Annotated in this window: 16 protein-coding genes, 1 pseudogene and 1 riboswitch; of the genes and pseudogenes, 4 read left to right on the top strand and 13 right to left on the bottom strand. The window is 50.3% G+C overall.

Translation table 11 applies throughout. The features are described from left to right. Positions 1–58: 58 nt before the first annotated feature. From SQ11_RS08120 to SQ11_RS08105, 3 genes are all read left to right on the top strand, one after another. Complete coding sequence (locus tag SQ11_RS08120; protein WP_041513665.1) at positions 59–484, top strand: hypothetical protein; 426 nt, start codon at positions 59–61, stop codon at positions 482–484. 217 nt (positions 485–701) lie between these two features. After that, entirely contained in the window at positions 702–1142 is a 441-nt protein-coding gene (locus SQ11_RS08115; RefSeq protein WP_041513664.1) for a hypothetical protein, read from the top strand. A gap of 776 nt (positions 1143–1918) precedes the next feature. After that, entirely contained in the window at positions 1919–3286 is a 1368-nt protein-coding gene (locus SQ11_RS08105) for a porin (RefSeq protein WP_052494093.1), read from the top strand. Positions 3287–3310: 24 nt separating this feature from the next. On the opposite strand, the gene SQ11_RS08100 is transcribed toward SQ11_RS08105, so the two are convergent. From SQ11_RS08100 to SQ11_RS08040, 13 genes and pseudogenes are all read right to left on the bottom strand, one after another. Continuing rightward, the gene (locus SQ11_RS08100; protein WP_041513662.1) at positions 3311–3706 is read right to left on the bottom strand and encodes a hypothetical protein; all 396 of its coding nucleotides are present in this window, start codon (positions 3704–3706) and stop codon (positions 3311–3313) included. Positions 3707–4056: 350 nt separating this feature from the next. Beyond that, positions 4057–4509 (bottom strand): hypothetical protein, encoded by a 453-nt coding sequence (locus SQ11_RS08095; protein ID WP_041513661.1) that lies wholly within the window; start codon positions 4507–4509, stop codon positions 4057–4059. Positions 4510–4993: 484 nt separating this feature from the next. Next, complete coding sequence (locus SQ11_RS08090) at positions 4994–5374, bottom strand: hypothetical protein (RefSeq protein WP_041513660.1); 381 nt, start codon at positions 5372–5374, stop codon at positions 4994–4996. 726 nt (positions 5375–6100) lie between these two features. Beyond that, on the bottom strand, positions 6101–7006 hold the full coding sequence (locus SQ11_RS08085) for a cysteine hydrolase family protein (protein WP_198140827.1): 906 nt from the start codon (positions 7004–7006) through the stop codon (positions 6101–6103). 107 nt (positions 7007–7113) lie between these two features. Next, positions 7114–10737, bottom strand: coding sequence for an urea carboxylase (gene uca / locus SQ11_RS08080; protein ID WP_041513659.1), 3624 nt, complete (start codon positions 10735–10737; stop codon positions 7114–7116). A 211-nt stretch (positions 10738–10948) separates the two neighbouring features. Next, positions 10949–11773 (bottom strand): malonyl-ACP O-methyltransferase BioC, encoded by an 825-nt coding sequence (gene bioC, locus SQ11_RS08075; RefSeq protein WP_052494095.1) that lies wholly within the window; start codon positions 11771–11773, stop codon positions 10949–10951. A gap of 413 nt (positions 11774–12186) precedes the next feature. Further along, complete coding sequence (gene bioB / locus SQ11_RS08070) at positions 12187–13131, bottom strand: biotin synthase BioB (protein ID WP_052494094.1); 945 nt, start codon at positions 13129–13131, stop codon at positions 12187–12189. Between the two features lie 161 nt (positions 13132–13292). Then, positions 13293–15575: pseudogene (locus tag SQ11_RS08065) on the bottom strand (5-oxoprolinase/urea amidolyase family protein); the annotation flags it as partial. Between the two features lie 144 nt (positions 15576–15719). Next, positions 15720–16379 (bottom strand): urea amidolyase associated protein UAAP2, encoded by a 660-nt coding sequence (locus tag SQ11_RS08060; RefSeq protein WP_041513657.1) that lies wholly within the window; start codon positions 16377–16379, stop codon positions 15720–15722. Further along, positions 16376–17122: an urea amidolyase associated protein UAAP1 gene (locus SQ11_RS08055; protein WP_041513656.1), complete on the bottom strand. Its 747-nt coding sequence runs from the start codon at positions 17120–17122 to the stop codon at positions 16376–16378. Before SQ11_RS08055 ends, SQ11_RS08060 begins: the two co-directional genes overlap by 4 nt. Before the next feature lie 71 nt (positions 17123–17193). Next, positions 17194–18666, bottom strand: a complete 1473-nt coding sequence (locus SQ11_RS08050) for an APC family permease (protein ID WP_052494092.1) — start codon at positions 18664–18666, stop codon at positions 17194–17196. Positions 18667–18874: 208 nt separating this feature from the next. Beyond that, positions 18875–18986: riboswitch (guanidine-I (ykkC/yxkD leader) on the bottom strand. 265 nt (positions 18987–19251) lie between these two features. Beyond that, positions 19252–20589 carry an adenosylmethionine--8-amino-7-oxononanoate transaminase gene (bioA, locus tag SQ11_RS08045; RefSeq protein WP_052494091.1) on the bottom strand — a complete coding sequence of 446 codons (1338 nt, stop codon included), beginning with the start codon at positions 20587–20589 and terminating at the stop codon, positions 19252–19254. A gap of 112 nt (positions 20590–20701) precedes the next feature. Beyond that, positions 20702–21406: an O-methyltransferase gene (locus tag SQ11_RS08040; RefSeq protein ID WP_041513666.1), complete on the bottom strand. Its 705-nt coding sequence runs from the start codon at positions 21404–21406 to the stop codon at positions 20702–20704. Between the two features lie 405 nt (positions 21407–21811). Between SQ11_RS08040 and rnk the strand changes: the two genes are divergently transcribed. Then, positions 21812–22225, top strand: coding sequence for a nucleoside diphosphate kinase regulator (gene rnk / locus SQ11_RS08035; protein ID WP_004175666.1), 414 nt, complete (start codon positions 21812–21814; stop codon positions 22223–22225). Positions 22226–22450: the final 225 nt, after the last annotated feature.

Below are 22450 nucleotides of genomic sequence, written 5' to 3'. Positions count from 1 at the left end.
AAGGACTCTGACCATCTGTCCAATAGTGATTTTTAATAAAGGGGATAGGGGAAATTAAATGGTGGTGACACTAGGCAGAAAAGCAAAAGATATTGTTACAGCTTTATCTACAATCGGTTTATTAGCTTCATGCGCGCCAATGGCAACATACGAAACCGGGGAGGGTCCCACGGGGCTGGCAGGCATTCAGAACGCTACAACCCCAAGCGAACATAAGACCTTGGCAAAGTACCATGAGGATAAGGCCGACGATCTATGGATAAAGGCAAAAGAACAAAAGCAGCTGCTTGAGCATTATGAGGAAAAAAGCTATCTCTATGGTAAACGTGCGCAGGACTTGCAAGCACATACCTGGGCGTTAATAAGAAACTATGAGCGAGCCGCGATGGCCAGTATCAAGGAAGCCGCCACACACCGGCAAGTTGCTTCCGAACTTGAAAAGGATAATGTTATTAATAAAATTCTGCCGAAATTAAACTTGTAGGAACTCGCCCCAACAGATTTATCCCAATATCCGGGGTTCTGATCATTTGCCCCATAAGTAAGGAAAGGGACTCTGAACATCCGTCCATAGCAAGGTAACAAGGACTCTGAACATCCGTCCGCAGCAAGGTGACAAGGACTCTGACCATCCGTCCAGTGTAGGACTCTGACCATCCGTCCAGTAGTGATTTTTAATCAATGGAATAGGAGAAATCAAAATGGCAACGATACTAGGCACAAAAGACATCGTTACGATTTTATCCCTGTTTGGCTTGTTGGCCGCATGCGCGCTAATGACTGCCAACGTAAAGGGAGAAAATATCGCTGGCCAGGCAGCCATTCAGGGCGCCATGGCCTCAAGCGAAAGCCAGCATACGATCCTGGCAAAATCCCATGAAGATAAGGCCAAGGCGCTATGGGTAAAAGCACAGGAACAAAAACAGCTACTTGAGCACTATGAGGAAAAAAGCTACCTCTATGGTAAACGCGCTCAAGACCTGCAATCAAGCACGTGGGCGTTAATACGCAATTATGAGGGAGCTGCGATGGCCAATATGAAGGAAGCCGTCGCTCACCGGCGAATTGCTTCCGAACTTGAGAAAAATAGTGGCCTCGCATCACGCCCACAAAAGATAGAAGGCTTCAATAGTGAAATTTAACCGGATGAATATGTCATTGGTATAGATACTTTACACAAAATTGGGGTTTTACCCATAAAAAGGGAAGAAGTTTCGAAAAGATTTCAAAATACGTCCAGCACAGCCGGATAGTTGAATGACAAGGTAAGAATGAGTAAAGCCCCAATTGCTATAGATTTCAAGGCAAGCTACAGCTCAACATATCTTGAGCTTAGGGAATTCAGCGAGGTGGCCGCATGCAGTCAAGTAATTTCGTGTCACGACTGCGGATTATTGCAGGAAAGGTGCCAAATTCGGCAAGCGTTGCAGGTTAAATCAAGAGAGGGGTATAGGAAATGGAATTCAGCAACCCGCAACGCAGCCTGAAAGGATCTTATGAACCTGCACGGCGATTTCTTCAGAGCTTAAGTTCAGACACTTGTTACCTTAATCGCCCGGAGTTCGTGGAGATAATCTTTGGACTTCTCTCTTTTGTTCCAAGGATTAGTCAATCACAAATGCCTATCGCGGAAAAGTATATAACCGCTCCCGGACATCGGGGCGATCTTCGCGTCCGCATCCAGCCCGTTAGCATGGTATGTCTTCATGTCGGCCAATCAAATACCGGCTGCCTCAAGTATCCAACAGGTACTACTGTTTATCGCAATATCCGTTCGATTCGCTCTTTTGTCCAATTGGCCATCATCTCCAATCCCATAGCCACTTGTGCAAATCCATGGTTTTTATCGCACGCCTTCCTCAAAGATCTTTCGCGTTAGCGTTCTACTCATTTCTTAAAGTTATAGGGGGGAATTGAAATGCAAAACCAAATAATAAAAATTCAGTTCTTGGCAGGTACGCTGCTTGTCCTGCTTACTCTGAATTTAAGCAATGTCTATGCCAATAGCGGCAACTCCTTTTTTAATAAGGGTAACGCCTCTGCTAATAACTTATTGACGCTATTTAAAGACAGCGGCATAACAGTCGGCGGGTGGTTCCAAGCTGGAGCGACTTATAACGCGAATAACCCGGGCAATGGATTTAATGGTCCCGTCAGTTTCGCTGATCGTGCCGATCGATTTCAATTGAATCAATTCAATATATTTTTGGAGCGCCCCGTGGTTGCAGAGGGCGATACCTGGGATTTTGGGGGCCGCATCGATTTCATGTTCGGTACGGATGCTATTTATTACCAGGCAGCCGGTATTCCCCCTTTCGATGTAAACAGCGGCGAACCTAATAATAGAGGTAGTTGGGACCTTAATATTTGCTGTAAATCGACTCGCACCTATGGCATAGCGCTTCCCCAGGCTTATTTGGAATTCTATGCACCGGTTGGAAAGGGCCTCAACATCAAAGCCGGCCATTTCTTTTCGCCAACCGGTTACGAAATCGGCCCAGCCCCTGACGTTTTCTTTTACACACATGCATATTCTTTAGATAATGGTCACCCGTTCACTCATATGGGTTTATTATTTGACTATAAGCTGACTAAGAGTTGGTCTTTAGTTGCGGGACCGCTTACCGGCAGCGGTACCGGTGGCTGGGATGCAAATTTGACTAGAACCGCACTCACTAACTGGAATGGCATAGCGGGTATTACGTGGGTCGGTGAGGACAAGAGAAACTCATTTAATATCTACGGTACTTTTGGTGATGTTTCCGCAAGAAGTCAGGAACCCTGGACTCTGATCAGCTCGGTCTTACAATATCGGGTTACCAATAAAACTCACCTTGTGGTGCATTACGTACACGGCTTCGTGGGAGGAGCGCTGATGAACGGTCAGCAAAAGGATGTGCAATGGATAGGCGTTAATACACATCTGTATTATGACCTCCTGGAGGACCTCAGTATAGGCATCCGCGGCGAGTGGTTCCGCGATAGGGACGGTTTCCGTGTTCTCTCGCCACTTCGGGTAGCCTTTGCCACCAATAATCAAGGCGTAAGTTATGCGGGCAATTTCCCAATTACTTCCGCACCCGCCGATTATTACGAAACGACCATAGGCTTGAACTGGAAACCCGCGAAAAGATTGAAACTGGATAATTGGAAAGCAATGCGAAGTTTCAATATACGTCCCAATATTCGCTATGACAGGGTAGTTGGCCTTGATCAGCCATATCGGCCTTTTGATAACAAGAAGGACCAGTGGCTGTTCTCGCTCGATTTCATGGCATCGTTTTGAACTGATAGGGCAGAAGATGCCCTATCAATTATTTCCGGCGCGTGGTGCCTGCCCGCCCTGAATCGCATAATGATATCCCAATGCCATTTGGCGATGAGTAGCCGCCTGTTTCATATTTGAGCGCGCAGTTTGCTCATATTTACGTATCAGCGCCGTGGTCTGCGATTTCAAATTATGAGATTGCCAGCCATACAGCTGTTCGTTCTCATACTGTTCAAGCAATTTCTTTTGTTCGCTAATCTTTGCTTCCATTTCCCTGGCGGTGTCTTCATGATGCTTCGCCAAGGCATTATGGTCACTGCGAGTTTTAGCGTTCTTGGCGGCATTTACATTCCGGATAGCTTCATGGGAAGTCATCGAAGCGCACGAGGCTAACAAACCCATTGCAATCATGGCGATGAAAAATCTTCCTGCGTTCATGGATTCTCCGGAGTTCTTCTTGCGTGCGACGTGACAAAAGTTGGATTTAATTTTCATAATTATGTTCATTTAGTAATACTTTGTCAACTTTTGCTCACAATAACTTCACATAAAAATGACTATTCATACTGGGCACATCCGCCAAAAATCATGCTCTCATATCAGGAAACTCGAATCCATCTGAAATTCCATAACTACTGATCAGGGAAGCATGCCCTTTAATTGAATTTCTTCATTTCACCGCTACGAATGGCGCAATTGCTCCATCCTCCCTCTACTATCGATGGGAAAGACGACTTCCCTCACATCTGACCGCGCAGGCTGCTCGGGTTCCCCAGCCTGCGCGAATATCAGTTATTTTCCACGCGGGGCGCTTCTCCAAAAGCAGAGTCACCCTGCAAACCCCCATGGCTCGCGTAATTGCCTTTAGGTTTCAGCTCCATTTGGCGATGAAAAGCAGCTTCTTTCATATTTGATCGTGCAGCTTGCTCATACTTGCGTATCAAAGCCAAGGTGCTCGATCTCAAATTGTGAGATTGCCAGCCATACAAATGCCCTTTCTCATATTGCTCAAGCAATTCTTTTTGTTCATTCGCTTTTGTCTGCATTTCGCGGGCAACATCTTCAAAATGCTTTGCCAAGACATGATGTTCGCCCTGGGCTGTAGCGTTCCGAATAGCTGCCTGCCCGGACAGGTTTTCTCCCCTTACGCTTGTACTCATCAGCGCGCATGCAGCCAATAAGCCGAGCAAGGATAAAACCGCAAAAATTTCTTTTGTTTTTTTGCCTAGTGTCGTTGCCATTTTGATTTCTCCTATTCCATTGATTAAAAATCACTACTGGACGGATGGTCAGAGTCCTTGCCACCGGACGAATGGTCAGAGTCCTTACACTGGACAAATGGTCAGAGTCCTTACTACCCTACTATGGACGGGATATTCAGAGTCCTTGCTATCTGTTACGGACGTGGTATTCAGAGTCCTTACTATCTGCTACGGACGGGATATTCAGAGTCCTCGCTATCTGCTACGGGACGAATGCTCAGAGTCTTTATACCTACAGCAATCTAGGTAAACGAATAATGCCAGGCCAGGAATCATTTGTCAAGACTCTAATAACAATTATTTCACAGAAAAATGACAATTCATATTCCCGGTATTGACAAGAAAATTACATTTATACCTAATGGACTATTTCCACCAGCCTTGGGAACACCACTTCCTTCCACCTGAAATTCAGGCAGTCACCACGTCAACGACTTCTTGATTTATGGCCACCATGAATTGCTTAATTGTGCTCCTGAAGTCCCAAGGCCATTTGATGATGAGAAAAGGCTTCATCCATATTTGATCGCATGGCTTGCTCATATTTGCGTATCAAAGCCACGGTACGCGATTTCAAATTGTGGGATTGCCAACCATACAAACGTATTTTCTCATACTGCTCCAGCAGTTCCTTTTGTTCCTCTACTTTCACCTGCATCTGCGCGGCGGCATTTTCATAATGCCTTGCAATGGCTTCATGCTCGCTCCGCATGGCAGCATTCTGGATGGACGCGCGAATTTCCGGAGTGTCGACATGATGAGCCGCCGTCACCATCGGGCTTGCCGAAATCAAGATGCCCATCATGGATAACGCTGCAAAAACATTCCCTAATTTTGTTTTCATGATAGTAATGAACTCAAATAGAATGAAGGTAGCTTCATCCTAACTCAGTCAATACGACGAGTATATTGGGGAAACCCTGGTTTTATGCTAAGGGAAGTTCTTAGAGAAACGCCACCAAACGAATTTTCGTGTGCAACCGACGATGTCGGCGAACCGGCGTTAAGTTCGATTTTTGGTTAAATGCGAATTTTCTCTTCATTTCCCCCCCGGTATAACTTGTTCCATCCAGGATGTTGGTTTGCCAACACTCCAAGCGTTCACATGGTTGTCAGAACGAATAAATGGGCGATTACCATTTACTTAAAAGATCTGAATAACCGGTGGTCACGCAACCTAGTGAGGATACCAATTACGTATAACCCCCAGGGAACTTCGCGGGGACGAGTATAGTAAGAAACGAAGAGAAAGTGCAGCGGGCTGGGTTCAACAGAATTTTGAGACTGGGCAACTGAGAGAAAATAGCAGACAGCAGACTTGGGGACCTGTTGCACAGATTAAGCGGGGCAAGCACACGCCGACTCTATGTGCCCAGGGCTCACATTTGAGGGATTCCGGGAGAAGCACGCGAAACATGATCACTTTCACGACATTCTTCGCCAGCACGCTGTTTCATAATAATCGAGCAGCCAGAAGACCTGGTGAGCTTTGCTGGCAACCAACATCGTGAGCGGATGATGAAAAGGCTCCACCAATTGCACGGATTAATGAAGGTTTTTCCGTGACTCTTTAGCGAAGCTGCCTGTTCACCGCATCAATAAACTTTTTTGAATCAGTTACGTTGCCAAAAACACCGCCTTCCATCTTGACTGATTTTATGGCGGCTTCGTAGTTGCCTCGGTCGGTAGCGCCGGTACTATCCTTGAGCAGTATGCACCAATAACCGTAATCATTAGCTTCACGCATAATGGTATGCACACAAACATCCGTCGTAACACCTGTAATGATAATATGCGTGATGCTTAGGTTCTTTAAATACATGTGCAAAGTGCTGCTGCCAAAAGCACCTTTACCCGCTTTGTCCAGAACATATTCACCTGCGATGGGATAAACATCCGGATGAATATCCCAGTTCTTCTGACCTCGAACCAGCAACCTGCCCAAACCGCCTTCCGGAATCTCACCGATACCGGTACCGTTGCCGATAATCTTACTGCGCAATACCTTGTTGAAGGGTGCATCGGAGAGATCCGGTTCATGTCCTTCACGGGTATGTATGACCTTTATATCGGTTCCGCGTATTGCTTCGAGACAACTCCTGACAGGCATGAGAGCTGACGCAGTGAGGAACAAATCATAACCCATTGCGTCGACATACCCATGTTTGCCGCAAAAATCTACTTGCATATCGACCGAAAGAAATGCAGTACGTGCGCTGTCCATTTCAATCCATGCAATGTCCCCAAATCGGGGACAGTCCTCGATTTCAAGTTTTAAAATTGTGCCGATCGGCTCCCCATATTGCCAGGTTGGAAATTCGAATGTTTTAGTCTCCTTAAAACGCTCAGCGGCAATTTCCGCCTTTGCCAACAGGCGATCACGAGCTAAGCTATAGAAATCTTCATATTTTCGTAAATTATCAGATTCAAGTCGTCCCTTCACTGATTTCACTGATTTCCGTACGTCGCCACCCATTTTCAAGCCCCTTCAATAAAACCAGACTGCTTAAAAAAGCATCAGTTTGTTCAGCGGAATTGCTCAACTGCTCGCAGATCCCGAATCCTTCCCCCTAGCATGCCAATCTAGCTTTGAATAATGAGCAACATCTGGCCTGCGGACACATGCCCCCCTTCCTTGCAGAACAACCGACGTACGATTCCACTGACGGGCGCTTCCACCGCAAATTCCATCTTCATTGATTCGACTATCACCACCGGACTCCCCGCTTCGACGTGCTGCCCCTCCTTGACCAGCAGTTTCCATACCGTGCCGGTCACATGCGCACTGACAGCTTGCGCGCCATCCGGTAAATCTAGTTCGCTCTGCGTGTCTGCCTTGCCAAGCGTGGTTTCGCTCACATATTCCGCCTTGCCCTCAGCCGCCCAGCGGTCGCGTTCAGCTTCAAATGCGGCCTGCTGTTTGGCTTTAAACCTGCTGATCGACACCGCTTTTTTTTGCAGAAAAACATTGTACTGTTTCAAGCTGAACGTGGTTTCTTCTACCCGCAGCTTGAAGTGCCCGGTAATAAAATCCTTGCGTAGCTTGAGCAGCTCGCTTTCACTTACAGGATAAAACCGGATTTGATCGAAGAAGCGTAGCAACCAGGGCTTGCCATCCTTAAAATCAGCTGTCTGGCGGTAGCGATTCCACATCTGTACGGTGCGTCCGACAAATTGATAGCCGCCTGGGCCTTCCATCCCATATACGCATAAATAAGCGCCGCCTATACCCACGGCGTTCTCGGGCGTCCAGGTGCGTGCCGGATTGTACTTCGTGGTAACCAGTCGATGTCGGGGGTCCAGGGGTGTCGCCACCGGTGCGCCCAGATATACATCTCCAAGCCCCATCACTAGATAACTCGCCTCGAACAGGATGTGCTGTACCTCCTCGATGCTGTTTAGCCCATTGATCCGGCGAATGAACTCAATGTTGCTTGGGCACCATGGCGCATCGCTGCGCACTGACTGCATGTATTTCTCGATGGCCAATCGTGTTGCCCCGTCGGCCCATGACAGTGGCAGATGCACGATACGGGTCGGTACCTCCATATCCTCAATAGCTGGCAACTTTCTTTCCGCGGCGATCAGACGCTTCAGGAGTTTGTCGCGCGACAGCACACGCGAATCAAAATGGATTTGCAATGAGCGGATACCCGGCGTCAAATCCAGGATGCCTTTGAAGCGGCCTGCATCAAGATTACCTTGAACCCATTCCATCAGTGCATGCGCGCGAAAACGCAAATTGAGATCGAGTTCCGGCGGCCCATATTCAACCAGCAGATTTTTGTCGCCGGATTGACGATACACCACCTGCACCTGCCGGGCACTTTGCGGAATGTGGTGAAGGATGGGACTATCCCCTGTGCCGTTTCTTGCTTTGCGCACGAGGGGGATCGCTCTCGGCACTCGAAGATGCCGGATCGTCGCGTCTTGCAATTTCTCCAGCGCGAGCGCTGGCTCCGCCGACATACGGCAAAAGCGGACGCTATCGCCCGGCTTGAGCTGTCCCATTTTCCATAATTCCGCACGGACAATAGTCACGGGACAAACAAAGCCACCCAAACTGGGACCATCCGGACCCAATATCACCGGCATGTCGCCGGTGAAATCCACCGTGCCGATAGCATAGGCATTGTCATGGATATTGGATGGATGCAGGCCCGCCTCGCCGCCATCGCTACGGGCCCAATGCGGCTTTGGGCCGATCAGACGTACGCCGCTACGGCTCGAATTGTAGTGTACTTGCCAGTCGGTAGCGAAAAAAATCCGAATATCCTCATCGGTGAAAAAATCGGGCGCACCGTGCGGTCCGTACAGCACGCCAATTTCCCATTTATTGGTGTAATGGGGTATTAGTTCATCCGGCAGCACGCGGCGGATACGGCTATTTGCTGCAACTACATGAAGCACATCACCTGTGAGCAGCGTGCGCCCGGCATGCCCGCCGAACTGTCCGAGCGTGAAGGTGGATTTACTGCCGAGATAATCCGGCACCTGAATACCGCCTTGTACCGCCAGATAAGCACGGCAGCCATGATCCCTGAGCTTTCCGAACTGTACCAGCGCGCCCGCTTTGATTGAATGCGCTCGCCACTGCGCCAGGGGTTCACCATCCAGACGTACTTCCATGGGTGCCCCGCACACCGCGATTACGCTGTCGCAGTTGAATCGCAGCGTCGGTCCGGCAAGGGTGATTTCGAGCCCGGCCTTATCTTCAGTATTGCTGACCAGACGATTGGCCAGGCGGAATGCCAGGCCATCCATCGGACCGGAGGGTGGAACGCCGATACTCCAGTAGCCTGTCCGCCCGGGATAATCCTGCACGGTGGTTTGTACGCCGGGGTTGAGGACATCGATAGTATGTGTAATATAGTGAAAGCCATTCAGAAAGCTCGTCGTATACCGGCCACCGTGAAATGCGGTGCCCTGGAGAATCTGTTCAAGATAGCCTACATTGGTTTCGATGCCATGCAGAGCGGTAACATCCAGCGCAGCGAGCAGCTTGGCGATTGCCTGCTTGCGATCCGCCGCATGCACAATAATTTTTGCCAGCATCGGATCATAGAAAGGAGACACCTCGACGCCGCGCTCCACCCAGGTTTCGACACGCGCCCCGGATGAAGGCGGAAACTCGGCCTCGGTGAGCGTGCCGCAGGACGGTTGAAAATCCCGCGCCGGATTCTCGGCATATATGCGCACCTGAATGGAAGCTCCCTGCGGCTTGATGTCAAACAAACCCAGGGGCGGCAGATCTCCGGCGGCTTGCCGCACCATCCATTCCACCAGGTCGATGCCGGTCACCTCTTCGGTCACGCCGTGTTCGACCTGCAGCCGCGTATTCACCTCGAGAAAATAGAATTCGCCGCTGGACGAATCGAAAATGTATTCCACGGTACCGGCGGATTGATAATTGACCGCCTTGCCCAGGCGTACGGCGGCATCGAGCAGCGCTTGACGCAAGCGAGGCGTAAGGCCGGGTGCGGGTGTTTCTTCGATTACCTTCTGGTTGCGCCGCTGCATCGAGCAATCGCGCTCACCCAGCGCGATCACCTCTCCCTTGCCATCGCCAAAAATCTGCACCTCGATGTGGCGCGCATTCTCGACATATTTTTCCAGAAATAGACCTGCGTCCTTAAAGTTGTTCTGCGCCAGATGCTTCACCGATTCGTAAGCGCCGCTTAACTCATTCTTGTTCCAGCACAAACGCATACCGATGCCACCGCCTCCCGCGGTGCTTTTCAGCATTACCGGATAACCGATGGCCGCCGCCTGATGAAGCGCATCTTCCACATTCTCCAGCAAATCGGTGCCTGGCAGCAACGGCATGCGGTTCTGCAAGGCCAGTTCCCGCGCCGTGTGCTTCAGGCCAAAAGAACGCATCTGCTGGGGAGTAGGACCAATGAAGCAAATACCATGGGCGGCGCATTGTTCGGCAAAATCCGCTTTTTCGCTCAGAAAACCATACCCGGGATGAATGGCCTTCGCACCCGTATGCCGCGCGACTTCCAGGATCTTGTCGGTGCGCAGATAACTTTCCGCGGCAACACCGCTGCCGATGCAATATGCCTCGTCGGCCTCCAACACATGCCGGGACAACGCATCGGCATCCGTATAGACCGCCACACTTTTCACACCCATGCGGCGAAGCGTGCGAATAACACGGCAGGCAATGGCGCCGCGATTGGCAATCAGTACTTTCTCAAACATGATCTCTTCCCTAATTCCTGCTGGCCGTCGGCCTATACGCCGGCAGTCTCGCTAAACATGCCAAAGGCATGCAACAACGCTCAACTGATTAGCGTCTCGCCTACATCGTTCCGGTACTAATGAGGAGGAAATAACCTTTTGCCATAGAACTCACGCTTTTATGTAAAGTTGATCTTTCGTCTGGTTTGGATATGAGAATTATTTTTTGTCGCTACAGCTTCCAGGTATGGCCATAAATTACTTCGAACGTTGCCGGTAATTTTCCTTTTATGCGTAGCATCTCGTAGTGATTTATCGCTTTTTGCCATGCGGTTTTTCCAGTTAAGCCGCGTCGCCTGCCCTGAGTGACATTATGCGCACCGATGGCTTTAAGATCCCGCATCACGCTGGTTACGTCGTCATAGGTCAACGTGATATATTCCATATCCATCACAGGCGTGACAAAGCCATTATGCACCAACATGTCGCCAATGTCGTGCATATCTATAAAGCGATTGACGTGGCTATAACCATCAATTCCATGGAATGACTGGCGCAACTCCTTCAAGGTGCCTGGGCCAAAAGTGCTGAATATGAACAAGCCAGCGGGTTGAAGTATCCGATGCACTTCGGCGAATGTCTGCTTAATGTCATTACACCATTGCAGCGCCAGATTGGACCAGACCAATCCCACGCATGAATCCTTGAGCGGCATCTGCTCAATGTCGCCAATCACATAATCAGCCTGACTCCCACGCGCTATTAATAGTTGTTTCCACCATAAAGCCGCGATGCGTGCTTGAAAATGCATAGCCGGCGCAATATCGATCGCCAACACCTTGGCATTGGAATAGCGCGTGGCCAGTTTACGTGTCCCATAGCCCGTGCCACTGCCGGCATCGAGTATGACATCGGGTGTATGTTTAATGCAATCGAGGCGTGATAGCATCCGGTCGCACACTTCACGTTGCAGGAATGCAGCGCGGTCGTAACCCGCCGCAGCTCGCCCAAAGGCGTTGCGCACCTGCCGCTTGTCGATGGTATGGTCGTAGTTCATGCGGTTAACGAAACCCATAAAAGAAACCTGACCAGATTGACCACAATCCGATTGGAATAAATCGAAAATAGGCCATGACTGTATGAGGCGGCATGATCAATCCGCATCTGCAATTGTTGCGTTCCGTCTGATCGCTGCCTGCCGCTTTCAACCAAGGATGATGGCAAGACCAAGATAATCGCTACTGCAAAATATCGGGCATACCCGCATCCATCTATGGAAACATGTGTTTGCTGGAGAACTTTCCAGGGTTATATGGCGGCGGTATAACTTCTCGTCTTCGCCACGTGGTTCTTCGCGTAGTTATTCAGTAAGATCATCGGACATTCCTGCCGCGCCGTCCGGTCGGGCTATACGCGGTTCGCTACTCGTCGGGCGTGCAGGAAGATAAGGCAAGTTAACATGCGCCTCGCTTATATCGGGTGCAGTCCCAGTTTATCCAGCAACGCCTTATCTCGCTCAGCTTCCGGATTGCCAGTCGTAAGCAACTTCTCGCCGTAGAAAATTGAATTGGCGCCTGCGATAAAACATAATGCCTGCACCGCATCCGACATTTCCTGCCTACCCGCCGACAACCTTACCATTGCCTTAGGCATGGTAATCCGTGCTGCTGCGATCGTACGTACAAATTCCAGCGGATCGAGCGCCACTGTGCCATTCAATGGCGTACCTTCGACTTGGACCAGATGGTTTATTGGAACGGATTCAGGATAAGGATCGAGATTCGCCAATTGGGCGATTAAGCCGGCACGGGCATGGCGTGATTCACCCATGCCCACGATACCGCCACAACATACATTAATACCCGCGCCCCGTACCTTCTTCAGCGTATTCAGCCGATCCTCATAGCCGCGCGTGGTGATGATCTCCCCATAATATTCCGGGGCGGTATCGAGATTGTGATTGTAATAGTCGAGCCCCGCTTCCTTGAGTTGTTCCGCCTGACCAGGCTTCAACATCCCCAGGGTGGCACAAGTTTCAAGGCCCAGCGCTTTTACGGCACTCACCATCTCCGTCATCTTCTCGATATCCCGCTGCTTCGGCCCGCGCCATGCCGCTCCCATGCAAAAACGTGAAGCACCTTGCGCCTTTGCCGCCGCCGCCGTGGCGACCACCTCATCAAGTGACAGCATGTCCTGATTCTCGACATTGGTGTGATAACGTGCCGCCTGAGGACAGTACCCGCAATCCTCGGGACATCCTCCTGTCTTGACTGAAACCAATGTGGATAGCTGCACGGCGTTGGAATCGTGATGCTGACGATGAACCAATTGCGCATGATGAATTAGATCGCTGAATGGCAGATCCAGCAATGCCTCGATTCGTGAGACATCCCAGCACGGCGATTCCATAGTCATGCCTGGGAGATAGTCGGCCACGCCGTCCAAACTTTTTTCCATCGGATTGACACTATCGGAATGGGCAGTCGCATTCGAAATAAGCTGATTCATATCGTGTCCTTTATCGCTGTTTTTTAATAAATAGTTTAGTGAAGCATCCACTCGGACAGCACCCGCACTCAACCCTCTTTAATCACCAGGATAACTTGCCTGGCAGACACAGGACCACCCACCTTGCAGAACAATTGCTGTACCGTGCCACTGACCGGCACATCCACCGTAAACTCCATTTTCATCGATTCCACCACCACTGCCGGGGTTCCAGCAGTGACTTTCTGCCCCTCCTTGACCAGGAGCTTCCATACCGTGCCGGTAACGTGTGTACTAATGGCGCGCGTACCGGCGGGCAAATCTATTTCGCTAGGCGGAACGATTGCGTCGTCATGCTTGATTTCGCTGGATGTATAATTTGCCTGACCCCCTGCATTCCAGCGTTCACGCTCAGCGACATATGCCGCTTTTTGCTTGGTTTTAAAGGCATCGATTGCCGTGGCGTTCTCTTTCAGAAAGTTATTGTATTGTTTCAAACTGAAATTACTTTCTTCAATACGCAGACTGAACTTCCCGCTGATGAAATCCTTGCGCAGTTCAATCAACTCGTTCTCCGTTACAGGATAGAAGCGCACCTGATCGAAGAACCGTAGCAACCAGGGTTTGCCATCCTTGAAATCCTTCGTCTGGATATGGCTATTCCACATCTGCACGGTACGCCCCACCAGCTGATACCCCCCGGGACTTTCCATACCGTATACGCACATATAAGCACCGCCGATGCCCACCGCGTTCTCGGGTGTCCAAGTACGCGCCGGATTATATTTAGTGGTAACCAGGCGATGCCGTGGATCCAGTGGTGCTCCAAGCGGCGCGCCCAGATATACATCACCCAATCCCATTATCAGGTAGCTCGCCTCGAATATAATGCGTTTTACCTCTTCAATGCTTTCTAACCCATTGATGCGACGAATGAACTCGATATTGTCTGGATTCCAAGGCGCATCTTTGCGCACCGATTGCATATATTTCTTCATGGCCAACTGCACTGACGGATCATTCCATGACAGCGGCAGATGCACGATACGCGTGGGCACCTCCATATCTTCAATGGCGGGCAACTCTTTTTCTGCGGAAATAAGAATTTCCAGCAGCTTGTCGCGTGGCAGCAATTTCGAATCGAAATGGATATGCAACGAGCGGATACCCGGGGTCAGATCCACAATGCCTTTCAGGCGGCCTGCATCAATAGCTTGCTGAAGCCATCCCATCAAAGCATGTATGCGGAAGCGCAGATTGAAGTCCAGCACCAGTGGGCCATACTCAACCAACATGTTCTTGTCACCGCCTTGCCGATATAGCACCCGTGTCTGCTGCGCGCTCTCAGGAATGGTATGAAGGATGGGGCTACCGATTTCTTTTACCGCCGCGACCGGCGGTGCTTCCGATAAACGGAAATCTCGAATTAATGCATCCTGTGATAGCTCGAGTGCTTTAGCGCTGTCAGCCGATATCTGGCGAAAGCGCACGCTGTCGCCGGGCCTGAGTTGTCCCATCTTCCAAAGCTCGGCGTGAGCCAAGGTCGCCAAGCAGACAAAACCACCCAGACTGGGGCCATCCGGCCCGAGTATAACCGGCAGATCGCCAGTAAAATCCACGGCACCAATCGAATAGGCTACGTCATGGATGTTGGACGGATGCAGTCCAGCCTCGCCGCCATCGGTGCGCGCCCATTTTGGTTTGGGACCGAGCAGGCGCACCCCTGTACGGTCGGAATTGTGGTGTACCTTCCAGTCAGAAGCAAAAAAATTGCTGACATCTTCATCTGTGAAAAAATCCGGTGCCCCATGGGGACCGTACAGCACATCGATTTCCCAATTATTGGTGTACTTTGGAATCAGTTCTTGCGGGAGCTTGCGAGGAACATGATTGCCAGCCGCCCTGATAGGCAGCGCGTCGCCGGGGCGCAAGATACGTCCCGCATGACCACCGAACTGGCCGAGCATGAAAGTGGATTTACTGCCAAGGTAGTCCGGCACCTCAAAACCGCCGTGAACCGCCAGATAGGCGCGACAGCCATAATTCACAATATCGCCGAACTTCAGCAGCGCACCGGCTTTGACCTTATGGGATTCCCACTGCGCCAATGGCTTGCCATCCAGACTCACCTGGATGGGCGCGCCAGTCACCGCAATGATGCTGTCGCAATTGATGCGCAAGGTTGGACCACTAAAAGTGATCTCAATCGCCGCTTGCCCTTCCAAATTATCGACCAGGCGATTGGCTAAACGGAACGCCAGACTATCCATCGGTCCGGATGGTGGCACACCGATGTTCCAGTACCCCAGCCGGCCAGGATAATCCTGTATCGTGGTCTGTATGCTAGGAGGATCGAGCACATCGATAGTATGTGCAACATTTATATTCGTATCCGGCACTTTCTCAAACATGTTTTTCCCCTTTCTTGGCAGAGTCTCCTGCCGGGTTGAGGCAGATTATCCTGCCAAATTATTTAAATGTCATCTATGGCCACATTGCTTCGCATACCATCCAGATTAATCCCAAACCAATAGTTGGATAGGAGTAGGATTGTAGGCATTGCATGGATTGTTCAATTGCGGACAGTTGGAAATAAGCACCACAACATCCATCTCGGCTTTCATCTCAACATACTTGCCGGGTGCGGAAACACCATCCGCAAAATCCAGTCCACCCTCTTCCGATACGGGGACATTCATAAAGAAATTGATGTTGCTGGGAATATCGCGCTTGCTCATGCCGAGACTCTCGCAAACAGGATCATGCGCTAGCGCATGAAGAAAACTGTCGCGACAGCTGTGCATTGGATATTTGTCGAGCGTGTAGCGCACGGTATTGCTCTCCGCTGCGCAAGCACCTCCCACGGTGTCATGCCGTCCGCATGTATCGGCAACGATGGTCAGCATGATATTGCCGAAATTGGAATAGAGTTTACTGCCTGTGGTCAGGTATAACTGATTCTGGCGACGGATCGTATCGGTTGAGCTGTAGCGTTCCATTGCATCGCTGGCGTTATAGAAGAGAGTATCTACCGCCTGATTACCCTCCAGGTCGACAATACGGAATACCTGGCCTTTTTTTACTACTTTGACCCATGGGTCGCCCGCCGCGCAAATTTCATCCACCACGGCTAGATTAGGGTTTAATTTGCTTTCAACAAGATTTTGCGCACTCATGCTGCACCTCCACGGGCATATAAACGTTGGGTATTTTCTAGACCGCGCGCATTCTCTGCGATGCGCGTACATTCCTTCGGTCCCCAGCGGAAATCGCCGGAACCCGTGGACGTCGCAAAAGCGGTCAAACTGATCTCCCCGGGACGATAAGTTTCCGCCGGATCGAGAGGATGGGGGGCGGCGGAGAGCACTACCAGCGTATCCATCTCGAAACTCAAATCCACATAGTCGCCTGCCTTGCCGCTACCGGCATGAAATTCCAGTTCCCCGGATGAATTAGCAGTTACCTTGCTGAAGAAATTAATATTGGATACCACGTCGCGCATACCCAATCCCCACTTTCCCAGTTCAATCAGCATGCCGTCGAGTCCGCTACGGAACATGTCGTTGCGAAGCTCCTGGTACCGTCCGACACCATATTTCTGGCGTATCAAGTCGGCGTCGCTCAGGCCGCATACGGTGTCATGCCAGCCAGAGGTATCTTCGCTGATACAACAGAAAATGCGTCCCATATCGGAATGGCAGGCGTGGCCTTTGGTTAGGCGGAATGTATGCTGCGTCTTGAGCGTATCCGCCATGTTGTAGCGTTCCAGTTTTTCTTCCATATTGTAAAAGAGCACTGCAGCATTGGCATTACCTGCCACATTCACCAGACGCAGGGTCGTTCCCCGGCGCACGATGCCAGACCAGTGGCAACCGCCAGGGATTCTTTCTTTCCATAAATATGCGTTGGGTTGGTTCATATTCTTCTCCTTCATAATAAATTGTTCATCAATCATTCGGCATCTGATGCATAACAAGCCGTTCTCTTGCTTTACACCTGCTGCGCCGCTTTTTGGGTTTCATTTTTTGTGCTGCGGCGCTTATTACTAATCAGTATATGCAATGTAGTTATACCCAGGATGCTGCCCAATACCAGGGGGACCGCCCAGAGCTGCCACCAGGGAGCTCCGGCTGCCACTACATATTCGCGAGGCCATGCGATGTTGATAAGTTCGAACACGGCCCAAAAGAAGGCTACTGTATTTATCGCCAGTCCCAAGCCACCCAACTTCAATGCACCCAGTGCAGGATTCCACCGGCCTGTAAGACGGGCGTATAACCCAACGCCGGTTGTCATGGAGAACATCGCATAGAGTCCTCCCGTGCCGAAAGCAATGATGGTGGCGACCGCTCCGTCATTTAACCCGAAAAGCAACCCGAGACCGGACAGCGATATGGTCGTAAGAATGGCGTTCCGTGGGATTTTATGTCTTGTCACACGACAGAGCGGAGCTGGCATATTCCCCTCACGCGCCATTGAAAATACGATGCGGGAAACGTAATTAACCACCGAAGATCCACAGGAAAGGAAAGCAATCATCACAATGGCTAAAAATGGCTTCGCGGCCCAAGCTCCGATGGTGCTGGTAATAATGGGCGAGATGGGATCAGAAGTCGCGCTGGCTTCCACCAGGATGTCATGATCAATGGATAGCATGAGCGAGGAAGAATTGAAGAGGACCACGCTTCCCACAGCGCACAGGGAAAGGAAGATCGCACGCGGGATCATTCTCTCGGGGTTATGAGCTTCTTCAGCAATGGTGGAGCAGGCGTCAAAACCGATGAATGCCCAGCCCGCGATCGCTACTGCAGCCAGAAAAGCGGCAAGGTCGGTGGGGGCCAATCCTGTACCCAGATGCTGAAACAATTCGGAAACCGGATGGATCCGGAAGAAGAAAAATAAAACCAGCGCCACGCATATCGATCCAATCACTTCCGCGCAGACGCCCAGTAAATTGATTACCTTGAAGATACTCTGATCGACGAGGTTGACCATCGTACAGATCAGCAGGAACACGGCGCCCGATATCACCGCGGTTACGCCCTGCGCGTTACCTCCGACAAAAACAGCGGAAAGCCACATGCCGCCTGTATAGGCAGTCGTAGTCAGCATCGCGATCGTGGAGCTAACGTAAATGACTCCGGCGTACTGACCTGTTCGCGGTCCTATAAGCTGCCGCGCCCACTTGTAAGCACCGCCTGCGATGGGGAATTGTGAGGAAAGCTCCGCATAAACCGTGGCCACCATCATTTGCATTACCAGACATAGCGCCAGGGCGGAAATCCAACCGCCCCCGGTCACCAAGTTTTGAACACCAAAAATGGCGTAGAGGCCTACGACTGGGGATACGACAGAAAAACCAAGCGTAAAGCAATTCCATACGCTCAAGGTGCGCTTGAGTGTTTGGGGCTTAGTCAGTGCGCTATCAGAAGTAAAATTATTCTGATCTTGGTTTATTGGCATGATGTTCCTCCCAAGACACAGGTCGAGACATGAGTCTGTCGGCAACTCATACCTATTTTCAAGGCGGCAAAAGCGGTCCGAGAGACTATAAGTAGTCTTTCGAGCTTATCAATGAGCACAACAAGAAGGAAAAATCCAGAAAGGAAGTGCATGACGAAGTCTCCATTAATCAGTGGGCCAAGTCCAAGAGTCAATGTATATATACATGATCTCCCGGGCTTTTATCCCTCCGTGGAGCCTCGTCACGACGAAGCCGGAAACTCTCGGACCAGACATTTCCTCTTAATCTTGAGAAAATCGGAACCCTAGTTTCACTTTACATCAGTTGCTCTGCCGTATGCTTTCAGGCAAACGGCCTACTACTTTACATACCTGCATGGACGGAGAAAATCACCGCATGCCACAATCCCCTACTACAAACAGGCCTGTCAGAAATAATTGTACACACCTAATCAAAAAAAGCAATACTAAATTATATTTTTCAGACGTAAACAACGAATAGAAGGAATTGCAAACGAAGGAATTGCAAACAACACATGCTAATTGAATACAGTCGTTTGTAGCAATTCGATATTCGTGGTTATTCTAGAATGAATCAAGCGCCCGCAAAGTTCCCGCAGCCAGCAAATCCATTTCCTGCTGATCGATGATATACGGAGGCATGAAATAGACCGTATTTCCCAGCGGGCGTAGCACCAATTCCTGCGCAAGTGCCGCCTGGAAAAATTTCCCGGCAAAAGCAGGGTCATCGGTCTCCACTTCGAATGCCCAGATCATGCCGCAGTTTCGGAAGTTTCTGACTTTGGGGTGGGAAGCGATCGGCCGTACTGCATGATTGAGATAGCTCGCCTTAACGCGGTTAGCCTCAATGATGCTGTCTTGCTCAAAAATATCCAGTGTAGCCAGCGCGGCGCGGCAGGCGAGCGCATTACCCGCATGCGTATGGGAGTGCAGGAAACCATGCGTGGTCTCGTCGTGATAAAACGCCTGGTATATCGAATCCGTGGTCATCACTACGGATAAGGGGAGATAGCCGCCACTCAAGCCTTTTGCCAGGCATAAAAAATCCGGCGTGATATCGGCCTGCTCGCAGGCAAACAGGGTGCCGGTTCTGCCAAAACCGACCGCGATTTCATCGGCAATCAGATGTACCCGGTACTTATCGCATATCTGTCTCGCCAGCTTCAGATAATCGGGATGATACATGCCCATGCCCGCCGCACCTTGCACAAGCGGCTCGACAATGAGCGCCGCGGTTTTGGCATGGTGTTGCGCGAGATGCGCTTCCAACGCGGCTGCGGCCCGTTGCGTGTAATCTTCGACGGACTCCCCCGCCGCTGCGTAACGCCAGTCCGGGGTAAGAACATGTGCACTGTGACGCAATAGTGGCGCGTAAGTATCCCTGAACAATGCCACATCGGTAACAGACAGCGTACCCAGTGTTTCACCGTGATAGCCATTTTGCAGACTGACAAAATCATTTTTTTCCGGATGACCGCTGTTGTGCCAGTAGTGAAAACTCATCTTCAAGGCGATTTCTGTCGCGGATGCGCCATCGCTGCTGTAGAAGCAATGGCCGAGCTTGCCCGATACCAGCCTGCTCAAACGCTCCGATAATTCGACCACCGGCTCATGCGTAAAACCCGCAAGCATGACATGCTCCAGTCTATCCAGCTGTTCGTGGATGGCGGCATTGATGCGCGGATTGGTGTGACCAAACAGGTTGACCCACCAGGAACCAATGGCATCGAGATAGCGTTCGCCATCGAAGCCATAAAGCCATACGCCTTTCCCACGGGCGATGGGAACGAGTGGCAGCACCTCGTGCTGTTTCATCTGGGTACAGGGGTGCCACACAGTCCTTAAACTACGCTCCCGAAGGGGAACTGACGACAACGGAATCTCGGAATCGATACCAGACATAGGATATTTACCAGTGATCATAGGAATTTAACATTGTTGAATACTTGAGAGACTTAAATAATGCATATGGGTTTTCACCGACAACGAGGGAACTCCTGATTTTGTTAAATGATTACTTATCAATATTATCATGAGTCTTTTTACGCGCCACGACAACGCCATCACGTGTCGGATTGATAAAAGCATCAAATTCAGGATCATTAAAAATAAGCTGGTTATGCTCAAGAATTGCTTCAGTCCAGCCGGGTACAATATCAACATATTTCTCCACCGCCACACGTCCATGCCAGAGCACGTTATCAGCAATGTAAAGACCACCTGGACGAATGCGGTCTTTAGCTATTTGCCAGACTTCAGGATAATCACCTTTGTCGACGTCGTTGTAACAGATATCGAATGGTCCCTCGGTTTGCGCAAATATTTCCTGAGCAAGTCCCGCACGAAAATCCACCCTCTCCGACAAATCTGCGGAACGGAGATATTGCTCTGCTTTCTCCTTGTTGAGAGGGTCCCCATCAGTACAGATTACCTGCCCATTCGCACCCACCGCTTTGGCAAACCAATAAGCGGAATAACCGTAGCCGCTGCCAAATTCGAATATACGTCTAGCATTGACTGTCTTGGCCAACGTTTCGAGAAACACGCCCACTAAACGGCCGACGATAGGAAAATTGTTTTCCTTCGCTATCGCTTCCATTTCTGTCAGAACCGGATGATCTGTTTGTCCTGCGAGGCTACGCATATAGGCTTCGATTGCCGGATCGACCGGAATCAATACGGTGGGATTTACAATAGTGGGGGACTGCATGGTGGCCATAATCTCCTCCTCAAAAAAACCGGATAGTTGCATTCGACTGTACGCCCATCACGGGAACGGGTCAATGTGAGCGGGATGATCCAGATATATACTCAGGGGCATACTCAAACATCGAGATCGAATCAAACCCATGGCGATGCCATGGTAATATTGGCGCTGTTTGGTGTAAAATTACACTTCTTTCTTTCGGATCGGGTTAGCCACATTTTTTACCCCGGTCTATACTGATCAAAACTGCCCCAGCGGGATTCCGGGTGCTTTAGTCGGTGCAATACCGATTGAGTGGACAGCAGAAAAACCACAGTGCTCTAAATGCCTCTAGCCTTCGCTCGTCCCAGCGTCAGCTTGTGATATGGCTCCCGGAAACTGTCTGAATTTAACTGAAACTTGAAACGAGGATGAAAAATGAGTAGCAGACCGCAAATTGTACTGACGTCCCAAGATCTGGACCGGCTTGAAGCATTGCTTGAATCGCTTCCGGAAAATGCATTTCCCGGCAAGGCGGCATTGCGAGCCGAACTCGACCGCGCTGAAATTGTCGAGTCCGAGCAAATACCCCCATCAGTGGTAACCATGAATTCAACCGTCCGCTTCAGCATTGATTCCTCGGGTGAAGATTTCTGCCTGACCTTGGTCTATCCAAAAGATGTGGATGGTACCGGAGATAAAATTTCCATTCTCGCCCCCGTGGGCAGTGCCCTTCTTGGGCTTTCCACCGGCGATGAAATAGAGTGGCCCCGCCCAGGCGGAGGTACGATAAAGGTACGGATTGTGGAAATCGTCTCCCAACCGGAGCGTGAAGGAAAATTCTACCGTTAGAATGGTATGCGAGAAGAACAAGTATCAGTATCTTCTTGGAAATAAACGGAACAATGATTTGTAGACAACCTTGAGCGGAGCGCAGCCGGGTTAATCCGGCTGCGGTGCAGTAGTGGGTAAAATTGTCGCAAACAGATAATCCCCACTGTTCAAAAGTGGGCATGATTCTGCTATAGTTGCGGGCATTTTTCACCCGGATCCACAGGAACCTCCGCCATGAATTTT

The organism is Nitrosospira sp. NpAV (assembly GCF_000832065.1).
In the GTDB taxonomy this organism is placed as follows: Bacteria; Pseudomonadota; Gammaproteobacteria; order Burkholderiales; family Nitrosomonadaceae; genus Nitrosospira.
Note: the sequence above shows the minus strand (reverse complement) of the source record. Positions and strands in the feature narration are given on the sequence as shown.

Coding starts and splice junctions, on each gene's coding strand:
- SQ11_RS08120 (WP_041513665.1), top strand. CDS start 59: ATGGTGGTGACACTAGGCAGAAAAGCAAAAGATATTGTTACAGCTTTA.
- SQ11_RS08115 (WP_041513664.1), top strand. CDS start 702: ATGGCAACGATACTAGGCACAAAAGACATCGTTACGATTTTATCCCTG.
- SQ11_RS08105 (WP_052494093.1), top strand. CDS start 1,919: ATGCAAAACCAAATAATAAAAATTCAGTTCTTGGCAGGTACGCTGCTT.
- SQ11_RS08100 (WP_041513662.1), bottom strand. CDS start 3,706: ATGAACGCAGGAAGATTTTTCATCGCCATGATTGCAATGGGTTTGTTA.
- SQ11_RS08095 (WP_041513661.1), bottom strand. CDS start 4,509: ATGGCAACGACACTAGGCAAAAAAACAAAAGAAATTTTTGCGGTTTTA.
- SQ11_RS08090 (WP_041513660.1), bottom strand. CDS start 5,374: ATGAAAACAAAATTAGGGAATGTTTTTGCAGCGTTATCCATGATGGGC.
- SQ11_RS08085 (WP_198140827.1), bottom strand. CDS start 7,006: ATGGGTGGCGACGTACGGAAATCAGTGAAATCAGTGAAGGGACGACTT.
- uca (WP_041513659.1), bottom strand. CDS start 10,737: ATGTTTGAGAAAGTACTGATTGCCAATCGCGGCGCCATTGCCTGCCGT.
- bioC (WP_052494095.1), bottom strand. CDS start 11,773: ATGAACTACGACCATACCATCGACAAGCGGCAGGTGCGCAACGCCTTT.
- bioB (WP_052494094.1), bottom strand. CDS start 13,131: ATGACTATGGAATCGCCGTGCTGGGATGTCTCACGAATCGAGGCATTG.
- SQ11_RS08060 (WP_041513657.1), bottom strand. CDS start 16,379: ATGAGTGCGCAAAATCTTGTTGAAAGCAAATTAAACCCTAATCTAGCC.
- SQ11_RS08055 (WP_041513656.1), bottom strand. CDS start 17,122: ATGAACCAACCCAACGCATATTTATGGAAAGAAAGAATCCCTGGCGGT.
- SQ11_RS08050 (WP_052494092.1), bottom strand. CDS start 18,666: ATGCCAATAAACCAAGATCAGAATAATTTTACTTCTGATAGCGCACTG.
- bioA (WP_052494091.1), bottom strand. CDS start 20,589: ATGTCTGGTATCGATTCCGAGATTCCGTTGTCGTCAGTTCCCCTTCGG.
- SQ11_RS08040 (WP_041513666.1), bottom strand. CDS start 21,406: ATGGCCACCATGCAGTCCCCCACTATTGTAAATCCCACCGTATTGATT.
- rnk (WP_004175666.1), top strand. CDS start 21,812: ATGAGTAGCAGACCGCAAATTGTACTGACGTCCCAAGATCTGGACCGG.